Consider the following 16994-nt stretch of genomic DNA (forward strand, 5'->3'; position numbering starts at 1 on the left):
TTTCTGTCGGGGTTCAAATGCCGGATCCAATCGATGAGAATGCCCAGCCTGCCCAGCCTGCCCAGCCTGCCCAGCCTGCCCAGCCTGCCCAGCCTGCCCAGCCTGCCCAGCCTGCCCAGCCTCCGGGCCCGGTTTCTGCAAAAACATCTCTTCGGGAAAGACTGAAGGGTTTTTGGGCGTGGATGCAGCCCCACGCCGCCCGGCTGTCCCTTCTGACGGCGGGGGTCGCTATCGGCTCGGCGGGTCTGTTTTTCCTGATGGGCGAGACGGATGTGACCGACGATTACCTGCCCAAACGCTGGAACGAATCCATCCGCCGGTTGGGTATCACGCCGGTCTACCCGCCCCAGGAGGACATTTACGTTGGCGATATCATCGCCGAGGTCGTAGATTCAGGCCACAAGTTCAAATCCCTGCCGGACGACCTCCAGAGCGAATCCTTCATCGGCCGCTACGTCAAGGTGACGCAGATACCGGATCTTCGACGATACCTTTCCCTGAAATCGGAAGCCCCTTATTTCGGCGACAATACCTGGCAGCAGAGTGAGGAAAAGCTTGCTCTTTCGCAGCCGCGCACCGAAGTCCAGAATAATGGCAAGACGTCGGGTCTCGAGGTGAAGGATGTGCTTTTCCCGGTTATCAAGATCGAGCGACGAGAAGGTATGGCCGGGCTCTGGAACACTATCGGTTTCGGCGGCGCGCGTGCGGATGTCGAGGAAATCGAGCTGCAGAACGTTCAGACGTACGCCATCAATCCTTTTCACGCTCAATACGCATTGATTCAGTTTTGTGCCGGCGAGAAAACGCAGCTTCTTTGTAACGATGAATATCTGCGGGAGAAGCTGTCCTATATTCTCGGCCGCGACATTTTGAGAAGTGCGGAAACCAAGGATTGCGGTCTGCGCTACATCTACGACATCCGGCTGCTTGTGGGGCGCCAGGCATTCCTGACGCGTGGTGTGAAGGTCACCAACGGCCGTGGCCGGTTGGTTGAGGCCAATCTGGCCGGTAGCAAGCCAGACATGAAGCAATTGCAGGATGCCGTGAATTCGGCGGCAACCGACCGACCCAAGGAAACCCCGGCGAACGCCGCCGTGAAGGAAAAGCTCGCTGCTGAAAATACCATCCGCAGCGCCAATAGTTCGGGCCTGTTCTCCGAACGTCGTTTTGCCCGGCCCCTCGTTATTGGTTTCAATTCCGTTTCGCTGGGTATGCGCGGCAGTACACCTGCCTGGAGGGATGATCTGGCAAAGGCAGCCGCCGATGAGAAAGTAAAAGGCACGACGCTGGCATGCGCGACATCAACGGAGGCGCAGAAATGAAAAACGCATCGATTTTGTTCGGACTTTTCTGCTTCTTTCTCGCCAGTACTCAAAATGCCCTCTCGCAGCCTGTTGGTGGCAACGGTTCCCCGATCAACGCCGATTGCCAATTTGAGATTCCGCCTTGCGAAACTCCAATCGTCAGTGTTCCAGGTAAGCCTCCGGTCTCTCCACCACCGGCAGCAGGGGGAGGAGGCATTCACAATCTGCCTGGAGCCTCCGTTTTCAAGGAAACGATAATTATTCCCGGCAACAACATGTTCGAAGAATTCAAACTGGATCAGCCCAAGATGCTTGAGATGCAGAAGCAGCTTCAGAATCGGTCACCCTGAATATCGGATCGATACTATCCAGCCTGTGTCGCCGTCTCCACAGGGGCGGCGGCAGTCGAACCAAAGCCCACCCCGGTGGAGGCAATTTCTTCCCTGTCGCAGCACCCTATGGCCATGTCGCAATCAGGCGGCTGAACGGTCGACAAGCGCTTCATATTCCTCCCATCCAATGTCGGCGGAATAAGGCAAGGCCGGCGCTTTTCAGGGGTTCTGTAAATGAAGACACATGCACGGGCGGTGGTGATCGGTGGCGGCGTCGTCGGCGTTTCGACGCTTTATCATCTTGCCAAGAAGGGCTGGAGCGACAGCGTTCTCATCGAGCGCAAGGAGCTCACCTCGGGTTCCACCTGGCATGCCGCCGGGCTTCTGCCGCTGTTCAACATGAGCTATTCGGTCGGCCAGATCCACAAATATTCCGTCAAGTTCTATGAGGAGCTTCAGGAAGAGACCGGCATGAATGTCGGCTTCTCCAAGGTCTCCAACATCCGTCTCGCCCGCACCAAGGATCGCTGGGACGAATATATGTATTATGCCGGCATTGCCGAGACCATCGGTGTGCGGGTCAACATGCTGACGCCGGAGCAGGTGAAGGAAATCTGGCCGCTCTGCGAGACGGACGGCCTGCTGGGCGCCATCCAGCATCCGGATGACGGTTATATCCAGCCCGCCGATCTGACGCAGGCGCTGGCCAAGGGTGCGCGTGATCGTGGCGCGACCATCTATCGCAACACCACCGTCACCGCCATCGAGCAGCTGGAAGACGGTCACTGGAAGGTGACGACGGATAAGGGCGAGATCATCGCCGAACATATTATCTCCTGCACGGGCTCCTTTGCCCGCAAGACCGGCGAGATGGTCGGCATCAACATTCCGGTCATTCCGGTCGAACATCAGTATATCGTTACCGAGCCGCACCCGGCCATTCAGGAACGTCGCCGCCAGGGCCTGCCGGAAATGGGCGTTCTGCGCGAATCCGACTCGGCCTGGTATATGCGCGAAGAAGCGGGCGGTCTGATCCTCGGTCCTTACGAAGTCGGCGCGCCGGTCTGTTATGTCGACGGCCCCTCCGACGACAGCGAATATGAGCTGTTCCAGGAAGAACTCGACCGCCTGATGCCGCATATCGAAACCGCCATGGTGCGTGTTCCGGCCTTCGGCGAAGTGGGCATCAAGAAGGTCTATAACGGTGCTATCGCCTATACGCCCGACGGCAACCCGATTGTCGGTCCCGCACCGGGCCTGAAGAATTTCTGGCTGAACGAAGGCCATTCCTTCGGCATCACCGCCGCCGGCGGCGCCGGCTGGCAGCTGGCCGAATGGATCGTCGACGGCGAGCCGACGCTCGACCTGATGGGTGTCGATCCGCGCCGCTTCGGGCCTTACGCAACGGAAGGTTACCTCATCGCCAAGAACGAGGAAGCCTATGCCAACGTCTTCACCATGCATTATCCGGATGAGGAGCGTTCCGCCGCCCGTCCGCTGAAGACCACGCCGGTTTATGACCGCCTGAAGAAGCTCGGCGGCGTGTTCGGCTCGGTTTATGGCTGGGAACGTGCCAACTGGTATGCGCCGGAAGGTTATTCGCTGCGCGAGGAAGACTTGGGCGTGGGGGCCGATGTCATCACCAGCCACAATCATGCGCCGGCTCTGGATGATGGCCGTATCGTTGAAAAATGGTCCTTCCGCCGCTCGAATTATTTCGAACATGTCGGCAACGAGGTGAAGAACGTTCACCAGAATGTCGGCGTGCTTGATATGTCCGCCTTCGCGAAGATGGAGGTTTCCGGCCCCGGTGCACGGGCATGGCTCGACAGCATTCTCGCCAACATCGTGCCGAAGAAGCGTGGCCGCATCGCGCTCACCCATCTTCTGACGCCGACTGGCGGCGTGAAGGCGGAATTCACCGTCTATGAGTGGGCGCCGGGCCGCTTCTACATGGTTTCGGCCGGTGGTCTCGAGACGCATGACCATGACGTGCTGCGCCGCCTTGCGCCCACCGACGGGTCCGTGGTGCTGCAGCCGATCACGCAGAAATACGGCGTGCTGGTTCTGGCCGGTCCGAAGTCGCGCGATCTCCTGAAGAAGCTTACTCGCACCAGCCTTGATAACAAGGATTTCCCCTGGCTCACCGGCAAGCAGATTTCCGTCGGCGTGGCGACGGCGCATGCGCTGCGCGTCAACTTCGTGGGCGAACTGGGCTGGGAACTACACCATCCGATCGAGATGCAGAACTACATCTTCGACCGGCTGATGGAAGCGGGCGCCGAATTCGGCATCAAGCCTTTCGGTATTCGCGCCATGGTGTCCATGTCGCTCGAAAAATCCTACCGCAATATGGGCCGCGAACTGTCGGTTGAATATAACGCCTATGAATCCGGCCTCGACCGCTTCGTGCGCCCGGAAAAATCCTTCATCGGCCGCGATGCGCTGGTGGCTTACAAGGAAGCCGGCGCGAAATGGGTGTTCTCGACGCTGACCGTATCAGGCAATACGGATGTCGATGCGCGCGGTTCGGAAGCAATCGTTGATGAAAACGGCGTGCTTGCTGGCCGCGTGACAAGCGGCGGTTTCGGCTGGCGCATGGGCAAGTCAATTGCGCTCGCTATGCTCAAGCCGGATTATGCGGCCGTCGGCACCAAGCTCAAGATCCGCATTCTCGGCACGTCCTATGATGCCGAAGTGGTTGAAGAGAGCCCGTTCGACACCGAAAATGCGCTTCTGCGCGTATAAGACCACATCCCCTCCCAAAGTCGGAATACGGCCCCTCGCGGGCCGTATTTCCTTTTAAGTAAGCATGTGCTCAACTGGCTTTCACGCAAAAGTGTTATTAATCATTCTGAAAAATGAGCCTGCTATCTTTCCCTGACATACGATGGGGGATCGGGGCAGAATGAATTTCCTGGGCATTACGGGCATGCAATATTCTGGCGTGCCTTTTACCAACAGCCGCATCTTGCTGGCGGAAGATACAAATGTGTTCACCCAGATGGTGAGCATGCGCCTGAATGAATTACTGGGCGTTACCGTGGAAGTGTGCCGCAATTTCGAGGAGTTGCAGGCCTGTTACGAACATTCTCCCGAACCGGTGACGCTGGCGATTTCCAACATCAACCTGCCGGGGGCGGAAAAGGGCGAGGCGCTGGAATATCTGATCGATCTTTCGATCCCGACCATCGTTTTCACCAGCACCTTTCACGAGGGGACGCGCGAAACGCTGATCGCCAAGGATGTGGTCGATTATATCCTGAAGGACAATATTTTCGCCGTGGATATGCTGACGGAATCCGTCTGCCGCTTTCTCACCAACCACCGCCACCATGTGCTGATCGTTGATGACAGCCCGACGGCGCGGGCGCTGCTTTCGAGCCGTCTCAAGCGCTATAATTTCCGCGTCAGCCTGGCAGATAGCGGCGCCAAGGCGCTCGAAATCCTGAAGGCCAATTCCGATATTGGCCTCGTGGTGACCGACTATAACATGCCCGACATTGACGGCTTCGAACTGACGCGGCGCATCCGCACCGTGCGCGGGTCGCATGAGCTGCGCATCATCGGCGTGTCTTCCTCCACCAACCGGCTGCTTTCCGCACGGTTCCTGAAGGCGGGCGGCAATGATTTCATGCTGCGGCCCTTCATCGACGAGGAGTTCTATTGCCGCGTCAATCAGAACCTCGATACGCTGGTTCAGATACGGCTGGCGAAAGCGGGGGGCAGGCCGGCGGCCTGAAGGGGAGCGGCGTGACGGCCTGTCAAAGCTGCGATTCAAACGGCAGGAAGCGCATGATACCGGCGACGATGCGGCGGCTGATGGCGGCGTCGGGTTCGCGCCGGTAGGTTTTCGTCCGCCCCTGTTCTTCCGTCATCCAGACAATGTGCCTGCCTTTGTCGATTTCCAGCTCGAAGCTCATGGTGCGGCGGATTTCGTCGGCGAATATCTCATCCATGCGGGCAACCAGCGGGGCTGAGTTGAACACGACGCCCATTTCCGTATTGAGCGAGGCGGAGCGTGGATCGAAGTTGAGCGAGCCGATATAGCCGCTCTTGCCATCACGGGTGAAGGCCTTGGTGTGCAGGCTCGCCTGTCCCGAGCCGCGCAGGGTGAAGTTCGACTGATCCGCCTGCGCGCGCAGCTCATGCAGATGCACCCCGCCGGAGAGAAGCGGTTTTCGATAGCGGGCATAACCGGCGTGAACGGCGGCAACATCGGTCGCCGCCAGCGAATTGGTGAGGATGGCGACTGACACGCCATTTTCGGCGAGTTGCAGGAATATTCCCACCCCCTGTTTGCCGGGAATGAAATAGGGGGAGGTGATGTGCAGGCTGTCACCCGCCGCCTGCATCAGCGGCAGCAGGCTCTCCATCAGGAAGTTATGACCCTTGCGGCGTTTGCCCGCCGCTTTCTCCGGCGGGTCGGCGAGGATATCCGCCGCCTCGACCCAGTGCAGACGGTCCGACATCAGGAAATGGTCGCGGCCATGCTGGCTTTCGACGCGTTCCAGATAGGGTTTGGCCGCCTCGCTTTTCGGCAGGGCATCCAGTTCGCGGCGCAATTTGGCGAGTTTGTTTGGCCGTCTTGCCAGAAGCGACCGCACGGGAACGGAAACGGCGCTGTTCCAGTAATCGTCGAATATTTCGGTGGCGTCGGCGACGATCCTGCCGAAACCGAGAATATCGAAATCATGGAAATTCGCGCGCTCGGCGGCATCGAAATAGGCGTCGCCAATATTGCGTCCGCCGACGATCACGGCCCGCCCATCGGCAATCCACGCCTTGTTATGCATGCGCCGGTTGACGCTTCGGAAACGCAGCACCAGTTCGATGCCTCGATGCAGCATGTTTTCCCGCGCCCGGGTGGGATTGAACAGCCTGAGTTCGATATTGGGGTGGCTGTCGATGGCGTGGAAGATACGGTCTGAGATGGAAACGCCGAGATCGTCGAGGAGCAGACGCACGCGCACACCGCGATCGGCGGCGGCGATGACTTCGCGCATCATCAGCCGTCCGGTCAGGTCGGCATTCCACATGTAATACATGAGATCGAGGCTGCGCCCCGCCGCCCGGGCCGCCGCCACGCGCACCGCAAAGGCATCGAGATTGGAATGTAAGAGGCAGAGCGCATTCTTCTCGTTCCAGCCGTTTCTGATCGATTGCCAGTGCCGGTCCAGCGCCGTTTCATCTTCGGCAACGGGCAGGGCGGTGGAAGGGCGCTTGGGAATGGCCTTTTCCCGCTGCTTGCCGATGACGACGAACAGGCTCGGTCCTATGACCAGGAGAAGAATGATGATGATGAAGACCGTAAATGCAGTCACTTGTTTTGATCGCTCCCGGCCCGAAGAGTATCAGGCGCAGTGAAAACGCGCGAGGGGAGAAAGCGTTCACGGAATTGGACGCTGTGGATGAAAAACGCTGCCTTCCGCCCGCCGAAGGGACTTGTGAATCAGATAAGTGTGTGCTTATGTGTTGTCATGACTGAGAACGATATTTTCCGTGCGCTGGCCGATCCGACACGCCGCGCCATTTTCGAGAAGCTGGCGGACGGCGCCATGAACGCTTCCGCCTTGCGCGAAGGCATCGAGATTAGCCAGCCGGCCATGTCGCAGCATCTTTCTGTCCTGCGCGGGGCGGGGCTGGTGGTTGAAAGACGGCAGGGCCGTTTCGTCAATTATGAGGTCGATCCGGGAGGATTGACCCGCATTGCGGCATGGCTCGCCAAATATCGCGCCTATTGGCCGCAGCGCATCGAGGCTCTGAAGCTCCTGCTGAAGGATATGGATCAATGAACAGGCAAATACCGGAAGCACCGAAAAACGGTCTGGAGCTTGAATATGATCTGGACGAGCCGCCGCAGAAAGTGTGGCGTGCGATCAGCATTCCCGCTTTTCGCGAACACTGGTTGCCGAGGCAAGCCCTGGCGGAATCAGAGGCGATAAAAACCACGCCGGGGCAGGAGGTCTGCTACCGGCTGCGGGAGGATCATCCGCCATTTCTGGAAAGCACCGTCACGTTCCAGATCGCAGCGAATGACCGTGGCGGCACCAGCCTGCGCATCATTCATGACCTGCCCGTAAATACCGGCCGCATGACGAAGGCCGCCGCAAACCACAACGGTTCGCCGATCAAGCTCGCAGCCTGATCCGGCACGTTTCCCAATATTCTTAAACGACAGGAGTTCGCCGATGCGCGAAACGATGCAACTCGTCCCTATGGTAGTCGAACAGTCGTCAAGGGGAGAAAGGTCTTTCGACATCTACTCCCGCCTGTTGCGCGAGAGGATCATCTTCCTCAACGGAGAGGTGAACGATACGGTTTCCGCGCTGGTTTGCGCGCAATTGCTGTTTCTTGAAGCGGAAAACCCGAAGAAGCCGATCCATCTCTACATCAATTCGCCGGGTGGCATGGTGACCAGCGGTTTCGCCATGTATGACACGATGCGTTACATTCGCGCGCCGGTGCATACCTTGTGCATGGGGACGGCCCGTTCCATGGGCTCGTTCCTGCTGATGGCGGGCGAACCCGGCACGCGGACGGCGCTGCCCAATGCCAGCATCCTCATTCACCAGCCATCAGGCGGTTTTCAGGGGCAGGCGTCGGACATGCTTATCCACGCCGAGGAAATCAGGCAGACAAAACACCGCATGACGCGGCTTTATGCCGAACATTGCGGGCGCAGCTACGAGGAGTTCGAGAGGGCGATGGATCGCGACCGCTTCATGACGGTGCAGGAGGCTCTGGAATGGGGCCTGATCGACCGCATTCTGGAAGTCCGCGAGGATGCGGCGGCATAGGGCCGGACTTACTCGGATTTCCGGCTGATATTGGCGCCTGCTGGCAGGACTTCCAGGCTGCACCGGGCAAGCTCAGCCACTACTTCCTCGAAACCGAAGCGGGATGTCCAGCCCAGCCCCTCTGCGGCGCGTGCGGGTGAATAGATCCGGTCAATGGTCGCCGGCAACGTCCACCCCATCTGCGCGAAAGTGGCGGCGAGGGCCGGGGTCCGCTGCCGCAGGATGAAGGCTGCATCCCGAGCGAGAATGTCGCAGTCATCAGCGGAAAACGGGGTCGCGGCCGATATGATATAGCGTTGGAAATCGTCTCCAGCATTGCTCAGCGCCTGCACATGGGCATCGGCGACATCGCGGATATCGACGCCGCGATGCAGCCGGTAGGCCGCCATCACATCGGCGGGCTCCGGGAAACTTCTGGACATGCGCAGCACGCGCACGGCGAGATGCGGGCCGGCCATCTCCGCCAGCACCTGCTCGGCTTCGAGCTTGGTGCGGTGATAGATGCTTTTCGGCCGGGGCGGCGTCTCTTCATCGATAAATGTGCAGGACCCTGCAGATACCGCCTGTCCGTAAAGCGCCGTGGTGCTGGTGAAAACCAGCCGTGGCACACCCGCCGCCATGGCCGCTTCCGCCAGCATGCGCGTCCCGTCGACGTTGATGCGCTGAAATTCTGCGTCTGGAACGATGCCGACATGCGGTGCATGGAGCGCTGCCGCATGGATCACCGCATCCGCTCGCTCCAGAGCGGAACGCAGCAGTTTTATGTCCGCGAAATCGCCGACAATGTGAGTGGTGGAAAAGGGGGAGCGGTCAATGCCGGTAACATCGTGCCTGCCGGCCAGGGCGCTGAAAATCGCGCGGCCGACCCGACCGGAACTGCCCGTCAGCACTATCCGCATGAGGTTCCCTCCACATCAACACAAAAGGCAGCGCCATGCGCTGCCTTTCAGGGGTGCATCCGGATGATCAGATATCCAGATTATCCGCGAAGGCCGCTCGTTCCTGAATGAAACGGAAGCGGGCATCGGCCTTGGTGCCCATCAGATTGTCGACGGCCTCGCGGGTGCCTTCGAAATCCACATCGTCGATCTCGACGCGCAGCAAGGTGCGCTTTTCGGGATCCATGGTGGTTTCCTTCAGCTGCTGGGCCATCATTTCGCCAAGGCCTTTGAAGCGGCCGATTTCGACCTTCTTGCCCTTGAAGACGGTTTCCATCAGTTCGGCGCGGTGGGCGTCGTCGCGGGCATAGGCGCTCTTGGCGCCCTGACGGATGACGTAGAGCGGCGGCACCGCCAGATAGAGGTGATTGCCGCGAATGAGTTCCGGCATTTCCTGATAGAAGAAGGTGATGAGCAGCGAGGCGATATGGGCGCCGTCGACATCGGCATCGGTCATGATGATGATGCGTTCATACCGCAGGTCTTCTTCGCGGTATTTGGTGCGGGTGCCGCAGCCGAGCGCCTGGATGAGATCGGCGATCTGCTGGTTGGCCGAGAGCTTTTCGCGGCTGGCGCTGCCGACGTTGAGGATCTTGCCGCGCAGCGGCAGAATGGCCTGATTGGCGCGGTTGCGGGCCTGCTTGGCGGAGCCGCCCGCCGAGTCACCCTCGACGATGAAGAGTTCCGCATTTTCCGCCGTGTTCTGGGCGCAGTCCGCCAGCTTGCCGGGCAGGCGCAGCTTGCGCACCGCGGTCTTGCGGTTGACTTCTTTTTCCTTGCGGCGGCGCAGGCGCTCTTCGGCGCGCTCGATCACCCAGTCGAGCAGCTTCGCCGCTTCGCCCGGATTGCCGGCGAGATAGTGGTCGAAGGGATCGCGCAGCGCGTTTTCAACGATGCGCTGGGCCTCGACGGTGGCGAGCTTGTCCTTGGTCTGGCCGACGAATTCAGGCTCGCGGATGAAGACCGAGAGCATGCCGGCGGCAGAGATCATCACGTCGTCGGTGGTGATGTCCTTGGCGCGCTTGTTCTGCGTCAGATCAGCGTAATTTTTGAGGCCCTTGGTGAGCGCGATGCGGAAACCCGCCTCATGCGTGCCGCCTTCGGGCGTCGGGATGGTGTTGCAATAGGAATGAATCTGCGTATCGCCGCCATACCAGGTGACGGCCCATTCCAGCGCGCCGTGGCCGCCGGTCTTTTCGGTGCGGCCAGAGAAAATCTCGCGGGTGACGGTGAATTCCTTGCCGAGCGTGGCGGCAAGATAATCCTTGAGGCCGCCGGGGAAATGGAACACGGCCTTCTCAGGGATTTCGCCGCCGGCCGGCACCATGCCGGGATCGCAACTCCAGCGGATTTCGACGCCGCCGAAGAGATAGGCCTTGGAGCGGGCCATGCGGAAGATGCGGGCCGGTTCGAACTTGGCGTGATCGCCAAAGATTTGCGGGTCCGGATGGAAACGCACGCGGGTGCCGCGACGGTTGTGCACGTCGCCCAGCTCCTCCAGCCCGCCGATCGGCGCGCCGCGCGAAAAACGCTGGCGGTAAAGCTTGCGATTACGCGCCACTTCCACTTCCAGAAGATCGGACAGCGCATTGACCACGGACACGCCGACGCCGTGCAGGCCGCCCGATGTCTCATAGGCCTTGCCGTCGAACTTGCCGCCGGCATGCAGCTTGGTCATGATGACTTCGAGCGTCGACTTGCCCGGAACCTGCGGATGGTTTTCCACGGGAATACCACGGCCGTTATCGGTGACTGTCAGGAAACCTTCGGTATCGAGATGGACTTCGATGAAGTTGGCGTGGCCGGCGACGGCCTCGTCCATGGAGTTGTCGATGACTTCGGCAAAGAGGTGGTGCAGCGCCTTTTCATCGGTGCCGCCAATATACATGCCGGGGCGCATGCGCACCGGTTCCAGCCCTTCGAGCACGCGGATCGACGAAGCACCGTAGTCGTCACCAGAAGGAGACACGGGGGCAGGCGGCGTGACGGCCGCAACGGCTGCGGGTTTCGGCTGCACATTCAGGTTGGCGGGCACGTTGGCGGCCGCGGTCGCCGGCGTCTTCGCGGCGTCCTCGTTCGTTTCCGTATCGCTGTTTCGTGCTGCCGGAAGACCGGAGAAGAGATCGTTGCTGTCGTCCATCATGTCCAAAGTTCAAAAGCGTGTGTCAGAATTTCGCCATGCGAATCATTATGCCAGTAGCGTCAATCATAACGCCAAACGCGGTTCCCGTCCGATTGAAGTGGGTCCGTCGGGCAAACGCGGCGCATCCTATGCCACGATTGTGTCAGGGTTTCGCAACAGGAGGATTGCGCTGCCGGCCTTGCAATGGCAAGTCTCGCAGCCACGAATGAACGGTTAGCCAAGGCATGTCCACAGCTCATTTCACGTTTTGTACTCTTTTCAGCCTGACTGTTGCGGCCATGCCGGTTGCGGCTTCGGCCTCCGACGGGCCGCTGCGCCCCTTCAAGGATGAGCTGTTTTCCGCCCAGACGTTGCTTTCCACCGGAGATGGCGGCGCATCCGAGGTCATCGACTATCAGGAAATGCGCGACATCAACGGCCGCGACGAAGTGCCGGAGCGGCGGGTGAAGCGGCAATATGTCGATATGACGCCGAAGAAGGCGCAGGCGCTTGAAACCGTGTCGGTCGAGGGCAGGGCGCTCGAGGTGGGGCGCGTCGGGCCGGCAAGCGGTCAGGCATTCACCGTCATCTTCATCCACGGGCGCGGCGGTGACCGGCGGCTCGGCATGAATGACTACACCTTCGGCGGCAACTTCAACCGGCTGAAGAATCTGGCCGTCGCCAATGGTGGCACCTATTATGCGCCGAGCGTGCGTTCCTTCGATGAGAACGGCGTTGCAGATGTCGCGGCGCTGATTGCCGATGCGGCCAAAAAATCGGGCGGGAAGCCGGTCGTACTGACCTGTGCCTCGATGGGCAGCTTCATCTGCTATGGCATCAGCCGCGACAAGGCTGCTGTCGCCAACCTCAAGGGCATGGCGATCCTCGGTGGTGCGGTCGATCCCGATTTTCCGAAAAGTGCCTTTGCCAAGGCCAGGAAGCCGGTGTGGTTCACCCATGGCAGCGCCGACAAGGTCTATTCGGTCGATCAGCAGGCGACGATCTTCCGTACCCTGCTGAAGGCCGGTGAGCCGGCGCGGTTCACGCGGTATGAGACCGGCAGCCACGGCACGCCGGTGCGCATGACCGACTGGCGGGCGGTTTTGAACTGGATTTTGAGCCGCTGAGGCCTCAATTTGGGTCAGCGGCGGTGAAATTTGCGAAATCGGCCGTCGTTTTGAACCTAAGGGCCGCTTTTTTGTACCATTTGCGGCCTTCTGCGGTTAAAGGAATATCCCGGGATTTCCGGCAGTATTTCTGTCGTGATTAAGGGCCGCTTGCGGCTGAGGGATGGGGCGCCGCCAAAGGCGGGGCCAGAGACAAAGGGAATGGATACGCATGACGCCGAATGTTCGACCGCTTGTTGCCGGAAACTGGAAGATGAACGGCACCCGTGCCTCGCTCGATCAGATCAAGGCCATGGCAGAAGGCGTCAAGGGCGCGCTGTCCGAAAAGGTGGATGCGCTGATCTGCCCGCCCTCGACACTGCTCTATGTCGCAACAGCGCTCTGTGATGACAGCCCGCTGATGATCGGCGCGCAGGATTGCCACCAGAACGCATCCGGCGCTCATACCGGCGATATTTCCGCCGAGATGATCGCCGACTGCTTCGGCACCCATGTCATCGTCGGCCATTCCGAGCGCCGCACCGACCATGCCGAGACGGATCATCTGGTCCGCGCCAAGACCTCTGCCGCCCATCAGGCCGACCTCATCGCCATCGTCTGCATCGGCGAGACGGCGGATGAGCGCAAGGCGGGCCAGACGCTCGATATTCTCAAGCGCCAGCTTGCCGGCTCGCTGCCGGATGAGGCGACGGCCGAAAATACCGTCATCGCCTATGAGCCTGTCTGGGCAATCGGCACGGGCCTGACGCCGACGGTCGAAGACGTGCGCGAGGCCCATGCCTTCATGCGCGACGAACTCGTCAAGCGCTTCGGCGATGCCGGCAAGACCATGCGCATCCTCTATGGCGGCTCGGTAAAGCCGGCCAATGCGCTGGAACTGATGGGCGTCGAGAACGTCGATGGTGCGCTGATTGGCGGTGCGAGCTTGAAAGCTTCCGACTTCCTTTCCATCTATGCGGCATACGAGCAACTGACGGCTTGATCCAAGCTTTCCTGCACGAGTGGCGGGAAAGGGGCTTGGAATAAGCCGTCGCCTCATGTAAAGAGCCGCAAAACCTTCTTTATGGTGCTCCGCGCGGGGCATGGAATGGATTGTCATGCAGACCGTTTTGATTGTTATTCACCTCATGATCGTGCTGGCGCTTGTCGGCGTGGTCCTGATTCAGCGTTCCGAAGGCGGCGGCCTCGGTATCGGCGGCGGTTCGGGCTTCATGTCCGCGCGCGGAACGGCCAATGCGTTGACCCGCACAACCGGCATCCTCGCCGCGCTGTTCTTCCTGACGTCGCTCGGCCTTGGTCTTATGACCCGCTACGAATCGCGCCCGACCGACATCCTGAACCGTATTCCGGCCACGCAGGGTCAGGGCAACGGCATTCTCGACACGCTCGGTCCGGCAACGACGCCGGCCCCGGCTCCGGCTGAAAATGGCGTTCCGACAAATAATGGTGCGGCCGCTCCGGCGCAGACGACACCGGCCCCTGCCGCTTCCGGCACGGCCGCCCCGGCACCGGCGCAGCCCGCCGATCCGAACGCAGTTCCGACCGGTCAATAAGCCCGGTTTTGATTTAACGCTCCGGCAGGCCAAAAGCCTGCCGGTTTTCTTTTGTTCGCATTCCGGCTCGCCCCATCGCGGATTCGTCAACAGCGAATTTTCGAAACCATTAATTTTGGGCTGGCGGAATCAGAGGTAAAAAGGTATCCGGTGAATCCCATGGCGCGATATGTATTCATCACAGGCGGCGTGGTCTCCTCTCTAGGCAAGGGCATCGCCGCGGCAGCACTCGGAGCTTTGTTGCAATCCCGTGGTTATCGGGTGCGGCTTCGCAAACTCGACCCCTATCTGAACGTTGATCCCGGCACCATGAGCCCGACACAGCACGGCGAAGTGTTCGTGACGGATGACGGTGCCGAGACGGACCTCGACCTTGGCCACTATGAGCGCTTCACGGGGCGTTCGGCCACCAAGACCGACAACATCACGACCGGTCGTATCTACAAGAACATCATCGACAAGGAACGGCGCGGCGACTATCTCGGCGCAACCGTTCAGGTCATTCCGCATGTCACCAACGAGATCAAGGATTTCGTGATCGAAGGCAATGACGACTACGACTTCGTCATCTGCGAAATCGGTGGCACGGTGGGTGATATCGAGGCGATGCCGTTCATGGAGGCGATCCGCCAGCTCGGCAACGACCTGCCGCGCGGCACGGCGATCTATCTTCACCTGACGCTGATGCCTTACATTCCGGCAGCCGGCGAGCTGAAGACCAAGCCGACCCAGCATTCCGTGAAGGAACTGCAGGCGCTCGGCATTCACCCCGACATCCTGCTTGTGCGCGCCGACCGGGAAATCCCGGAAGCGGAACGCCGCAAGCTTTCGCTGTTCTGCAACGTGCGTCCTTCCGCCGTCATCCAGGCGCTGGATGTGGCGAATATCTATGACGTTCCGATTGCCTACCACAAGGAAGGTCTCGATTCGGAAGTGCTGGCCGCCTTCGGCATCGAGCCGGCGCCCAAGCCGCGTCTGGAGCCGTGGGAAGAGGTCTGCAACCGCATCCGCACGCCGGAAGGCGAAGTGACGATTGCGATCGTCGGCAAATACACCGGCCTCAAGGATGCCTACAAGTCGCTGATCGAGGCGCTGCATCACGGTGGTTTTGCCAATCGCGTCAAGGTCAAGCTGGAATGGATCGAGTCCGAGGTCTTCGAAAAGGAAGATCCCACACCCTATCTCGAAAAGGTCAACGGCATTCTCGTGCCTGGTGGTTTCGGTGAGCGTGGTTCCGAAGGCAAGATCATGGCGGCGCAGTTCGCGCGTGAGCGCAACGTGCCCTATTTCGGCATCTGCTTCGGCATGCAGATGGCGGTCGTGGAAGCGGCCCGTCACCTTGCCGGCATCGAAAATGCCTCCTCCACCGAATTCGGCCCGACTTCCGAGCCGGTCGTCGGCCTGATGACGGAATGGGTCAAGGGCAACGAGCTGGAGAAGCGCTCCTCCAAGGGCGATCTCGGCGGTACGATGCGTCTTGGCGCCTACAAGGCGGCGCTGAAGAAAGATACCAAGATCGCCGAAATCTACGGCACCACGGATATTTCCGAGCGCCACCGCCACCGCTACGAGGTGAACGTGGACTACAAGGACCGCCTGGAAAATTGCGGCCTCGTCTTCTCCGGCATGTCTCCGGATGGCGTCCTGCCGGAAACGGTGGAATATCCTGACCATCCGTGGTTCATCGGTGTGCAGTATCACCCGGAACTGAAGAGCCGCCCGCTTGATCCGCATCCGCTTTTCGCCAGCTTCGTTGAGGCGGCGGTGGAGCAGAGCCGGCTGGTTTGACAGTTTGAATGAGATGAAGAGGGCCGCTTTTGCGGCCCTTTTGTTTGGTGATAATGGGCTTGGGACGCGCGGTGCGCTGCGATGCGCCCCATGCATCAGGTCAGAAAGCTGCGTTTCTTAAGCCACGCTTCGTACCATGTCGGCCATGCTTCGGTGAGAGTTCCGGGCTTGCCCATGCCAAAGCCGTGACCGCCGGACGCGATTGGATGAAACTCGACATCCGCGCCGGCCTTTTCGCAGGCCTGCTGCATGATACGGCTGTTGGCCGGATCGGAAATGCGATCGTCATCGGCCTGCGTCAGGAAAATCGGCGGGCAATCCTTTCCCACATGGCTTTCCACCGACCATTGCCGCGTTGCCGCATCCGTCGGATGTCTGCCGACAAGCGATTTGCGGGTCGAGGTATCGTCATAGGGAGCCGATAGCGTGATGACCGGGTAGATCAGCGCTGCGATATCCGGCCGGGCTGATTGCCTGTCGATATCATCGAGGGCATCGTAAGATGAGAAGGCGGAGCGGGCCGCAGTCAGGCCCATCAGGTGGCCGCCCGCAGAAAAGCCAAGCGCGCCGATCTTGTGCGTATCGATCTGCCATTGCGAAGCGCGGGCGCGGATGAGCCTGATGGCACGCTGTGCATCCTGAAGCGGGGCAAGCGGACCGGCGACCCAGCCTTCGATCGGCAGGCGATAGGTGAGGACGAAGGCGTGGATACCCCTTGCGGCAAGCCAGCGTGCTGCAGGATAGGATTCCTTGCCTTCTTCGATGCGTTTATATCCACCGCCACCCGCGATAATGATGGCGGAACCGTTTGGTTTCTCGGGTGCGAATATTTCAAGGCTCGGCAGGCTGATATTGCTGACCGCGCCTTTCCTGCTGATCTCCAGAGCGCCACCCGGACCGCTGCCGCCGGGAGGTGGGCCGGGCCAGAGAGGTATTTGCAGCCGCCTGTCCCGGGCCAAGACATCTGGGATTTTCAAGGCCGCCGCGAAAAGCGCGCCGCCCAGCAGGAGATTGCGGCGGCATATCATGG

The 16994-nt window shown here is 60.2% G+C and carries 15 protein-coding genes; 11 read left to right on the forward strand and 4 right to left on the reverse strand.

The annotated features are described in order from the left end of the window. Positions 1–17 precede the first annotated feature (17 nt). The 4 genes from V6R85_RS22565 to V6R85_RS22580 all read left to right on the forward strand — a co-directional run bounded on the left by V6R85_RS22565 (position 18) and on the right by V6R85_RS22580 (position 5378). Entirely contained in the window at positions 18–1322 is a 1305-nt protein-coding gene (locus V6R85_RS22565) for a hypothetical protein (protein ID WP_336377218.1), read from the forward strand. Further along, positions 1292–1654 (forward strand): hypothetical protein, encoded by a 363-nt coding sequence (locus V6R85_RS22570; RefSeq protein ID WP_026364123.1) that lies wholly within the window; start codon positions 1292–1294, stop codon positions 1652–1654. Before V6R85_RS22565 ends, V6R85_RS22570 begins: the two co-directional genes overlap by 31 nt. 216 nt (positions 1655–1870) lie before the next feature. Then, positions 1871–4384, forward strand: coding sequence for a GcvT family protein (locus V6R85_RS22575; RefSeq protein WP_003502951.1), 2514 nt, complete (start codon positions 1871–1873; stop codon positions 4382–4384). Positions 4385–4544: 160 nt separating this feature from the next. Then, positions 4545–5378 (forward strand): response regulator, encoded by an 834-nt coding sequence (locus V6R85_RS22580; RefSeq protein ID WP_111834439.1) that lies wholly within the window; start codon positions 4545–4547, stop codon positions 5376–5378. A 22-nt stretch (positions 5379–5400) separates the two neighbouring features. On the opposite strand, the gene V6R85_RS22585 is transcribed toward V6R85_RS22580, so the two are convergent. Further along, entirely contained in the window at positions 5401–6960 is a 1560-nt protein-coding gene (locus tag V6R85_RS22585; RefSeq protein WP_107675587.1) for a phospholipase D family protein, read from the reverse strand. A gap of 156 nt (positions 6961–7116) precedes the next feature. On the opposite strand from V6R85_RS22585, the gene V6R85_RS22590 reads away from it, so the two are divergent. Genes V6R85_RS22590 through V6R85_RS22600 form a run of 3 tightly spaced genes read left to right on the forward strand, consistent with a single transcriptional unit; the run spans position 7117 to position 8436 of the window. Beyond that, a complete protein-coding gene (locus V6R85_RS22590; RefSeq protein WP_003502944.1) occupies positions 7117–7431 on the forward strand; it encodes an ArsR/SmtB family transcription factor in 315 nt (104 codons plus the stop codon). Further along, positions 7428–7784, forward strand: coding sequence for an SRPBCC family protein (locus V6R85_RS22595; RefSeq protein WP_003502941.1), 357 nt, complete (start codon positions 7428–7430; stop codon positions 7782–7784). Before V6R85_RS22590 ends, V6R85_RS22595 begins: the two co-directional genes overlap by 4 nt. Before the next feature lie 43 nt (positions 7785–7827). Then, positions 7828–8436 (forward strand): ATP-dependent Clp protease proteolytic subunit, encoded by a 609-nt coding sequence (locus tag V6R85_RS22600; RefSeq protein ID WP_111834438.1) that lies wholly within the window; start codon positions 7828–7830, stop codon positions 8434–8436. An 8-nt stretch (positions 8437–8444) separates the two neighbouring features. Here the strand turns inward: V6R85_RS22600 and V6R85_RS22605 are convergent, their stop codons facing one another. Both V6R85_RS22605 and parE read right to left on the reverse strand, forming a co-directional pair. After that, on the reverse strand, positions 8445–9335 hold the full coding sequence (locus tag V6R85_RS22605) for an NAD-dependent epimerase/dehydratase family protein (RefSeq protein WP_111834437.1): 891 nt from the start codon (positions 9333–9335) through the stop codon (positions 8445–8447). A gap of 67 nt (positions 9336–9402) precedes the next feature. Continuing rightward, positions 9403–11517: a DNA topoisomerase IV subunit B gene (gene parE / locus V6R85_RS22610; RefSeq protein WP_035212455.1), complete on the reverse strand. Its 2115-nt coding sequence runs from the start codon at positions 11515–11517 to the stop codon at positions 9403–9405. A 224-nt stretch (positions 11518–11741) separates the two neighbouring features. On the opposite strand from parE, the gene V6R85_RS22615 reads away from it, so the two are divergent. The 4 genes from V6R85_RS22615 to V6R85_RS22630 all read left to right on the forward strand — a co-directional run bounded on the left by V6R85_RS22615 (position 11742) and on the right by V6R85_RS22630 (position 15964). Further along, positions 11742–12623: an alpha/beta fold hydrolase gene (locus V6R85_RS22615; RefSeq protein ID WP_080866159.1), complete on the forward strand. Its 882-nt coding sequence runs from the start codon at positions 11742–11744 to the stop codon at positions 12621–12623. Between the two features lie 211 nt (positions 12624–12834). Beyond that, positions 12835–13605 carry a triose-phosphate isomerase gene (gene tpiA / locus V6R85_RS22620; protein WP_087744079.1) on the forward strand — a complete coding sequence of 257 codons (771 nt, stop codon included), beginning with the start codon at positions 12835–12837 and terminating at the stop codon, positions 13603–13605. Positions 13606–13720: 115 nt separating this feature from the next. After that, positions 13721–14176 carry a preprotein translocase subunit SecG gene (gene secG / locus V6R85_RS22625; protein WP_003502931.1) on the forward strand — a complete coding sequence of 152 codons (456 nt, stop codon included), beginning with the start codon at positions 13721–13723 and terminating at the stop codon, positions 14174–14176. Between the two features lie 159 nt (positions 14177–14335). After that, positions 14336–15964 carry a CTP synthase gene (locus V6R85_RS22630; RefSeq protein ID WP_003502929.1) on the forward strand — a complete coding sequence of 543 codons (1629 nt, stop codon included), beginning with the start codon at positions 14336–14338 and terminating at the stop codon, positions 15962–15964. A 95-nt stretch (positions 15965–16059) separates the two neighbouring features. On the opposite strand, the gene V6R85_RS22635 is transcribed toward V6R85_RS22630, so the two are convergent. Continuing rightward, positions 16060–16992, reverse strand: a complete 933-nt coding sequence (locus V6R85_RS22635; protein WP_060726281.1) for an alpha/beta hydrolase — start codon at positions 16990–16992, stop codon at positions 16060–16062. Positions 16993–16994 lie beyond the last annotated feature (2 nt).

Origin of the sequence: Agrobacterium sp. CCNWLW32, from assembly GCF_037083425.1 — a bacterium.
In the GTDB taxonomy this organism is placed as follows: Bacteria; Pseudomonadota; Alphaproteobacteria; order Rhizobiales; family Rhizobiaceae; genus Agrobacterium; species Agrobacterium radiobacter.